Genomic DNA, 8,397 nt, shown 5'->3' on the forward strand with positions numbered 1-8,397 from the left:
AGAAGTAACAGCAGAGAATTTGACCGAGCAGAGTAACCACAAAAGTTGTGTATCCCGATAAAAAAGATCAGGTTGGCATAAGGGTTGCTGTACTCAACAGAGAATATCTTCCGGGAGCTGCTATAAGCCTCTAATTACGCTCCTTACCTGTGCTAAAAACGAAAGGACGGGCATCGCTATGAATATATTCGATCACTATCGTCAGCGTTATGAAGCTGCCAAGGACGAAGAGTTCACACTGCAGGAATTTCTTGCTATCTGTAAGCAGGATCGCAGTGCATACGCCAACGCTGCAGAGCGACTGTTAATGGCTATCGGAGAGCCGGTAATGGTCGACACTGCTCAGGAGCCACGCCTTTCCAGAATATTCTCCAACCGTGTGATGGGACGCTATCCGGCGTTCGAGGAATTTTACGGCATGGAGGAAGCGATTGAACAGATCGTCTCCTACCTGAAACATGCCGCTCAGGGACTGGAAGAGAAGAAACAGATCCTCTATTTGCTGGGTCCGGTCGGTGGCGGTAAATCGTCGCTGGCGGAACGGCTTAAGTCGCTGATGCAGCGGGTGCCTATCTATGTGCTGAGCGCAGACGGCGAACGCAGCCCGGTTAACGATCATCCTCTCTGCCTGTTTAATCCGCAGGAAGATGCGCACATTCTTGAAAAAGAGTATGGCGTGCCGCGTCGTTACCTCGGCACGATTATGTCGCCGTGGGCCGCTAAACGTCTGCACGATTTTGGTGGCGATATTTCACGGTTCAAAGTTGTGAAAGTCTGGCCGTCGATTCTGGAACAGCTGGCGATCGCCAAAACCGAGCCGGGTGATGAGAACAACCAGGATATCTCTGCGCTGGTGGGTAAAGTGGATATCCGTAAACTGGAAAACCACGCGCAAAACGATCCTGATGCCTATGGCTACTCCGGCGCACTCTGCCGCGCGAACCAGGGCATCATGGAGTTTGTGGAGATGTTTAAAGCGCCGATCAAGGTGCTGCATCCATTACTGACGGCGACACAGGAAGGGAACTATAACGGTACCGAGGGGATTTCGGCGCTGCCGTTTAACGGCATTATTCTGGCGCACTCCAACGAATCAGAGTGGGTGACGTTCCGTAACAACAAGAATAATGAGGCGTTCCTTGACCGTGTCTATATCGTCAAAGTGCCTTACTGCCTGCGCGTTTCTGAAGAGATCAAAATCTACGACAAGTTGCTTAACCACAGTGAGCTGGCGACCTCGCCCTGCGCACCTGGCACGCTGGAAACACTGGCACGCTTCTCTATCCTGTCACGTCTGAAAGATCCTGAGAACTCCAGTATCTATTCCAAAATGCGGGTGTACGATGGTGAGAGCCTGAAAGATACCGATCCTAAAGCGAAGTCCTGGCAGGAGTATCACGACTACGCTGGTGTGGATGAAGGGATGAACGGTCTCTCAACTCGCTTTGCGTTTAAAATCCTGTCGCGGGTGTTTAACTTCGACCACGCTGAAGTGGCGGCTAACCCGGTGCATCTGTTCTACGTGCTGGAGCAGCAAATTGAGCGCGAGCAGTTCCCGCAGGATCAGGCTGAGAAATACCTTGAGCACCTTAAAGGCTATCTGATTCCGAAATATGCTGAGTTTATCGGCAAAGAGATTCAGACCGCCTATCTGGAATCCTACTCGGAGTATGGTCAGAACATCTTTGACCGCTATGTGACCTATGCCGACTTCTGGATTCAGGATCAGGAGTATCGCGATCCCGATACCGGGCAGCTGTTTGATCGTGAATCGCTCAACGCAGAACTGGAGAAAATCGAGAAACCCGCTGGCATCAGTAACCCGAAAGATTTCCGTAACGAGATCGTCAACTTTGTGCTGCGTGCCCGGGCACACAATAACGGTCGCAATCCAAACTGGACCAGTTACGAGAAATTACGCACCGTAATTGAGAAGAAAATGTTCTCTAATACGGAAGAGTTGCTGCCGGTGATCTCGTTTAACACCAAGACCTCTACCGATGAGCAGAAAAAGCATGATGATTTTGTCGATCGCATGATGGAAAAAGGCTATACCCGCAAACAGGTTCGCCTGCTGTGTGAATGGTATCTGCGTGTGCGTAAATCGTCCTGATAAGAGTCTGTAAGCTTGCCGGTAAGTGATACCGGTCTGACAGGGTCGGGTTCGCCCGGCCTGCTTACAATGTAGTTTGGGGGAATACCATGGCCTATTTCATCGATCGCCGACTTAACGGTAAAAACAAGAGCGCGGTCAATCGCCAGCGCTTTTTACGCCGTTATAAGTCGCAAATTAAGCAGTCGATCTCCGAGGCCATTAACAAACGCTCGGTGACCGACGTAAGCAGCGGTGAGTCTGTCTCTATCCCGATTGACGACATCAATGAGCCGATTTTCCATCAGGGACGCGGGGGGAATCGCCATCGGGTCCATCCGGGCAACGACCATTTTGTGCAGAATGACCGCGTTGAGCGGCCACAGGGTGGCGGCGGTGGCGGCAGTGGTCAGGGCAAGGCCAGTCAGGATGGTGAAGGACAGGATGAGTTTGTTTTTCAGATCTCGAAAGATGAGTATCTTGACCTGCTGTTTGAAGATCTTGCCCTGCCTAACCTGCGCCGCAACCAGCATCGTCAGCTTAATGAATATAAGACTCACCGTGCCGGTTTCACCTCTAACGGCGTACCGGCCAATATCAGCGTCGTGCGTTCGCTGCAGAACTCACTGGCGCGTCGTACGGCCATGACGGCAGGGAAACGCCGTATGCTGCACGAACTGGAAGAGACGCTGCAGGAGATTGAGAAATCTGAACCGGCTCAGCTGCTGGAAGAGGAGCGGCTGCGCAAAGAGATCGCCGAGCTGCGGGCGCGCATTGAGCGTGTTCCGTTTATCGATACCTTCGACCTGCGCTACAAAAACTTTGAGAAACGCCCGGAGCCTTCCAGCCAGGCGGTGATGTTCTGTCTGATGGATGTCTCCGGTTCGATGGATCAGGCTACAAAGGATATGGCGAAACGCTTCTATATCCTGCTCTATCTGTTCCTGAGCCGCACCTACAAGAATGTCGATGTGGTTTATATTCGCCATCACACCCAGGCCAAAGAGGTTGATGAACAGGAGTTTTTCTACTCTCAGGAGACCGGCGGTACGATTGTTTCCAGTGCGCTGAAACTGATGGATGAGGTGGTGAAAGAGCGTTATGACCCGGCGCAGTGGAATATTTACGCGGCGCAGGCGTCGGATGGCGATAACTGGGCTGACGACTCACCGCTCTGTCATGAGATTCTGGCGAAGCATATTCTGCCGGTGGTGCGTTATTACAGTTATATCGAGATCACCCGCCGTGCACATCAGACGCTATGGCGCGAGTATGAGCATCTGCAGGCGACGTTTGATAACTTTGCCATTGAGCATATTCGTGAGCCGGAAGATATTTATCCGGTGTTCCGATCGCTGTTTCATAAACAGGCAACGGAAGCCTGACGCACTAAGCCGGTTAATCACCGGCTTTTTTATCTCCTGAATAACCTGCTAAAACGGTCTGTTTTCTGCCGCTTGCCTGCCAACCCCCTCATTCTTCACATTAATCTGATTCCATACCCTGTTAAGCAATTCGTATAATGATCATTTTCACAATGACAACTCCTTGATAAAACATTATCTTTCAGAGATAGCATGGATATTTGTCATCAGTTGATGCATCGCACTGTCATATCTCAGGAGACCGGGTTTGAACCACACTATTGTCTACAGTCTGTTTATCATCGGTTCCGTGCTGGTAGCATCGAGTATTCTGCTCAGCTCTTTCTCGTCCCGGCTGGGCATTCCTATTCTGGTTATCTTCCTCGCACTGGGCATGCTGACCGGTGTTGATGGTATCGGCGGCATCGCTTTTGATAACTATCCGGCAGCTTACTTAATCTCCAACCTGGCGCTGGCGATCATCCTTCTGGATGGCGGCATGCGGACCAAAGCCAGCTCATTTAAAGTCGCGCTGGGGCCTGCGCTGTCGCTGGCCACCGTCGGGGTAATGATCACCGCAGGCTTAACTGGCGTGGTGGCCGCCTGGTTGTTTAACCTCGACATGATGCAGGGCTTCCTGATTGGCGCAATTATCGGCTCTACGGATGCCGCCGCAGTCTTCTCCCTGCTGGGTGACAAAGGCCTGAATGAGCGCGTCAGCTCCACGCTGGAGATTGAATCGGGCAGCAATGACCCGATGGCCGTGTTCCTGACCATTACCCTGATTGAGATGATTGAACAGGGCCGCAGCGGCCTTGACTGGATGTTCCTGGTACATCTGGTGCAGCAATTCGGTCTGGGTATCGTATTAGGCCTGGGCGGCGGCTGGGCGCTGCAGCAATTGATTAACCGTATCAGTCTGGCCCCAGGACTATATCCGCTGCTGGCGTTGAGCGGCGGCATTCTGGTATTCGCTCTGACCACGGTATTAGAGGGCAGCGGCATCCTGGCGGTTTATCTGTGCGGCTTCTTACTGGGCAACAGCCCGATTCGTAACCGTCACGGCATCCTGCAGACCTTTGATGGTATGGCCTGGCTGAGTCAGATCGGCATGTTCATTGTGCTGGGACTGCTGGTGACCCCGTCTGATTTGTGGCATATCGCGGTGCCAGCGATGATCCTCTCGCTGTGGCTGATTCTGGTTGCGCGTCCACTGTCGGTGTTTATTGGCCTGCTACCGTTCCGCAACTTCACTACCCGTGAACGGGTCTTTATCAGCTGGGTCGGCTTACGCGGTGCGGTGCCGATTATCCTTGCGGTTTTCCCGATGATGGCCGGCTTAGAGAACGCCTCGCTCTATTTTAATATCGCCTTCTTTGTAGTGCTGGTTTCCCTGATGTTGCAGGGCACCTCGCTGGGCTTTGCCGCGAAAAAAGCCAAAGTGGTGGTGCCACCTACCGCCTCGCCGATCAGCCGTATCGGTCTGGACATTCACCCGGAAAACCCGTGGGAGCAGTTTGTCTATCAGCTCAGCGCCGACAAGTGGTGCGTCGGTGCCGCTTTGCGTGACCTGCAGATGCCTCGCGAGACGCGCATCGCTGCCCTGTTCCGTGACAATGTACTGATGCACCCCAACGGCGGGACGCGACTGAAAGAGAACGACGTAATCTGCGTGATTGGCCGCGAGCGCGATCTTCCGGCGCTGGGCAAAATGTTCAGCCAGTCACCACCGGTCTCGCTCGACCAGCGCTTCTTCGGTGACTTTATTCTGGATGCAGAAGCACGCCTGCGCGACGTGGCGCAGATTTACGGGCTGGAGCTGGATGAGAGCACCAACGACCAGCAGTCACTGGGACAACTGGTGCTGGCAATGCTGGGCGGCTCGCCGGTGGTCGGCGATCAGGTTGAGTGGAATCAGCTGACCTGGACCGTCGCAGAGAAAGAGGATAACCGCATCGTGAAGATTGGTGTCCGTCCGGCGGAAGAGAAGGAATAATCCTAATCATTCAGCCACGTTATTTTCTCTCAGTACGCTAAACTTAAATGTCTATGCCAGTTAAAACGGGAGAAATGAATGGGACACGTGGTTAAAATTGGTCGTTATGAGATTGTAGATGCCGATCTTGACAGTGAGCACGCCGACACCGTCAGCATCCCCTGTCACACCAATCCCGGCTTAATTACCCAACTTGATGGCTGGGATCGCGATACCAGCGTTCCTGCCTGGATTGATGGGGAACCGGTTAATCTGCAGATTGGTCATTATGATAAACAGCAGGACCGCTGGATTTTAAAGAAACCTGCCTGAGCCTTTATCACTACCGCCAGTCGTAAGATTCGGCGGTAATTCCTAAAAAGCGTCTTAAACAGTTTGGTTATAAATGACCCCTTCCTTATTTTATCCAAAATAAACATCAAGTTAGCTTTTTAAAACTGTAATCACTTTTGATGTTTTCAGATTTTTTCCGTATTAACTCTGTCAAATAACTCCTGCATACTCAATCTCAATGCTGCAACATTTCGTGAGTACCGTCACGCTTTAATCGTTATCATTTTTGCAGCTGCACTGGCTTTACTGACTGCAACAGACTGAAAATTATTTTTTAATTTTTCAGAGTCCACGCCTGAGCGCGCACCTGATTCTGGTCAGGCCATCTTTTACTTGAGAAAGAGAGCAGGTTTTATGGCAAGTACATTGATAATGAATAGCCCGAGCCGCTCATGGAGCGGCACGCGTAAAAATATCATCGTGAAATTCGCCCTGAGCTTTTCCGATCTGATTGCACTTAACCTGGCACTTTTTTTATCTGCCGCGACGATACAGGGTATTTGGGGCGAGCTGGATACCTTTATTCCACCCCAACAAATTGAATATCGTTTTGTGGCACAGTTTATTATGTCAGTAATGTGTACCGGCTGGTTCTGGGTACGCCTGCGTCACTATACCTATCGCAAACCTTTCTGGTTTGAGCTGAAAGAGATTATTAAAACATTATTTGTTTTCTCGCTGCTCGACCTCGCATTGATCGCCTTCTCTAAATGGGACTTCTCCCGCATGGTGTGGGTCTTCAGCTGGACATATGCCCTGCTGCTGCTGCCGCTTATGCGTGCTCTGGTTAAACGCGCGATTCACAAGGCGGGTCAGTGGCAGAAAGAGACCATCATTATTGGCTCCGGCAGAAATGCCACCGAAGCTTACGCGGCGCTGCAGAGTGAAGAGATCCTGGGCTATAACGTACAGGCTTTTATCTCGGTCGATGATGTCCCAGCTCAGCAGAGCATGAATGGTGTGCCCGTAATCACCTGGAAAGACGTTAACTGGCAGACCATTGACCGTGACAACGTGCAATTTATTGTCGCCATGGAGTATGAACAGCAGCCGATGCGCGATCGCTGGCTGAAATTCCTGTCGAAGATGAACTGCCGTTCGGTTTCAGTGATCCCGACGCTGCGCGGTGTGCCGCTTTACGGCACGGACATGTCGTTTATCTTCAGTCATGAAGTGATGATCCTGCGCGTCAGCAACAACCTGGCGAAACACTCTTCCCGTTTCATGAAGCGTGCCTTTGATATCGTGGTGGCGTCGATGCTGCTGCTGTTCCTCGGCCCGATCTTCGCCCTGCTCTGCTACATGGTGAAACGTGACGGCGGCAATGCGATTTATGGTCACGAACGCGTGGGCCAGAATGGCAAAAAATTCAAATGCCTGAAATTCCGTTCCATGGTGACCAATTCCAAAGAGGTGCTGGAGAAATTACTGGCGACCAGCGAAGAGGCGCGTATGGAGTGGGACAAAGATTTCAAACTGAAGAATGACCCGCGCGTGACCCGTATTGGTAGTTTCCTGCGTAAGACCAGCCTGGATGAGTTACCGCAGCTGTGGAACGTGATTCGTGGCGAGATGAGCCTGGTGGGTCCGCGTCCGGTTATCGAGGCTGAGCTGGAGCGTTATGCCGGTGATGTCGACTACTACCTGATGGCGAAACCCGGTATGACGGGTCTGTGGCAGGTCAGCGGACGTAACGATATCGACTATGACACCCGCGTCTACTTTGACTCCTGGTATGTTAAAAACTGGGCGCTCTGGACCGATATCGCGATCCTGTTCAAAACCGCAGGTGTAGTGGTACGCCGCGACGGCGCTTATTAAGCCCTGATGCGATGCCTGTTTACAGCGGGCATCGCACTTTCCGCACGACTTCCTCTATCTTTTTTGCCTCTGAATCATTACCCTCTGCGATCGTTTTTTAACAGAACGCTTACCCTCTGGTTGTTATGCAAAAATTTACTCTGCTGTTATTAAGCCTGGTGCTGCTGGCACCCTTAGGCATCGATCTCTATTTGCCCACGCTGCCACAAATCGCAGAAGGGCTGGATACGCCGGTTAATCTGGTGCAGACCACTATTCCTCTGTTTCTGCTGGTGATGGGGCTGGGACAACTGGTGACCGGTCCGCTGGTGGACAATTACGGCCGTAAGCCGATTGCCCTGCTGGGCCTGGCGCTCTACATCACGGGAAGCGCCATCGCCGCCACCGCCACCTCATTCCCGCTGTTCGTATTGGCTCGCCTGGTGCAGGGCTGTGGCGTCTGCTGTAGCGCCGTTGTCGCCTTTAGCGGCGTGCGTGATCGCCTGAGCGGTGATGATGCCGCCCGTGCGTATGGATTCCTGAACGGCGCACTGAACATCGTTCCGGCTCTGGCCCCGCTGCTGGGTGGTCTGCTGGCCAGCGCCTTTGACTGGCGCGCACCCTTCTGGTTCCTCTGCGCCTACGGTCTGCTGATTACGCTGCTGGTGATTATCTGGCTGCCAGAGACGCGCCCGGCAGATACCCTGCGGGTGAAAGGATTACCGATTAAGCAGTACGCTGAAATTCTGCGTCAGCCGCGTTTCCTGGCGTTCGCGTTTGCCAATGCCGGTGCGCTGGGCATGGTGCTGACC

At 52.5% G+C, this 8,397-nt stretch carries 6 protein-coding genes; all 6 read left to right on the top strand.

Annotated features, from left to right (window positions below):
* Positions 1-178: 178 nt before the first annotated feature.
* Positions 179-2,113, top strand: coding sequence for a protein kinase YeaG (gene yeaG, locus AC2LB6_RS22105; protein WP_003852739.1), 1,935 nt, complete (start codon positions 179-181; stop codon positions 2,111-2,113).
* An 89-nt stretch (positions 2,114-2,202) separates the two neighbouring features.
* The gene (locus AC2LB6_RS22110; protein WP_490095153.1) at positions 2,203-3,477 is read left to right on the top strand and encodes a YeaH/YhbH family protein; all 1,275 of its coding nucleotides are present in this window, start codon (positions 2,203-2,205) and stop codon (positions 3,475-3,477) included.
* Positions 3,478-3,724: 247 nt separating this feature from the next.
* Entirely contained in the window at positions 3,725-5,452 is a 1,728-nt protein-coding gene (locus AC2LB6_RS22115; RefSeq protein WP_090960437.1) for a potassium/proton antiporter, read from the top strand.
* A 78-nt stretch (positions 5,453-5,530) separates the two neighbouring features.
* Positions 5,531-5,764 (top strand): DUF1480 family protein, encoded by a 234-nt coding sequence (locus tag AC2LB6_RS22120; RefSeq protein ID WP_090960434.1) that lies wholly within the window; start codon positions 5,531-5,533, stop codon positions 5,762-5,764.
* Positions 5,765-6,139: 375 nt separating this feature from the next.
* Positions 6,140-7,606: an undecaprenyl-phosphate galactose phosphotransferase WbaP gene (gene wbaP / locus AC2LB6_RS22125; protein WP_490095154.1), complete on the top strand. Its 1,467-nt coding sequence runs from the start codon at positions 6,140-6,142 to the stop codon at positions 7,604-7,606.
* A 125-nt stretch (positions 7,607-7,731) separates the two neighbouring features.
* Positions 7,732-8,397, top strand: a 666-nt coding sequence (locus AC2LB6_RS22130; protein ID WP_490095155.1) for an MFS transporter, incomplete at its 3' end; no start/stop codon positions are given.

Source organism: Pantoea sp. RCC30.1, from assembly GCF_058148845.1.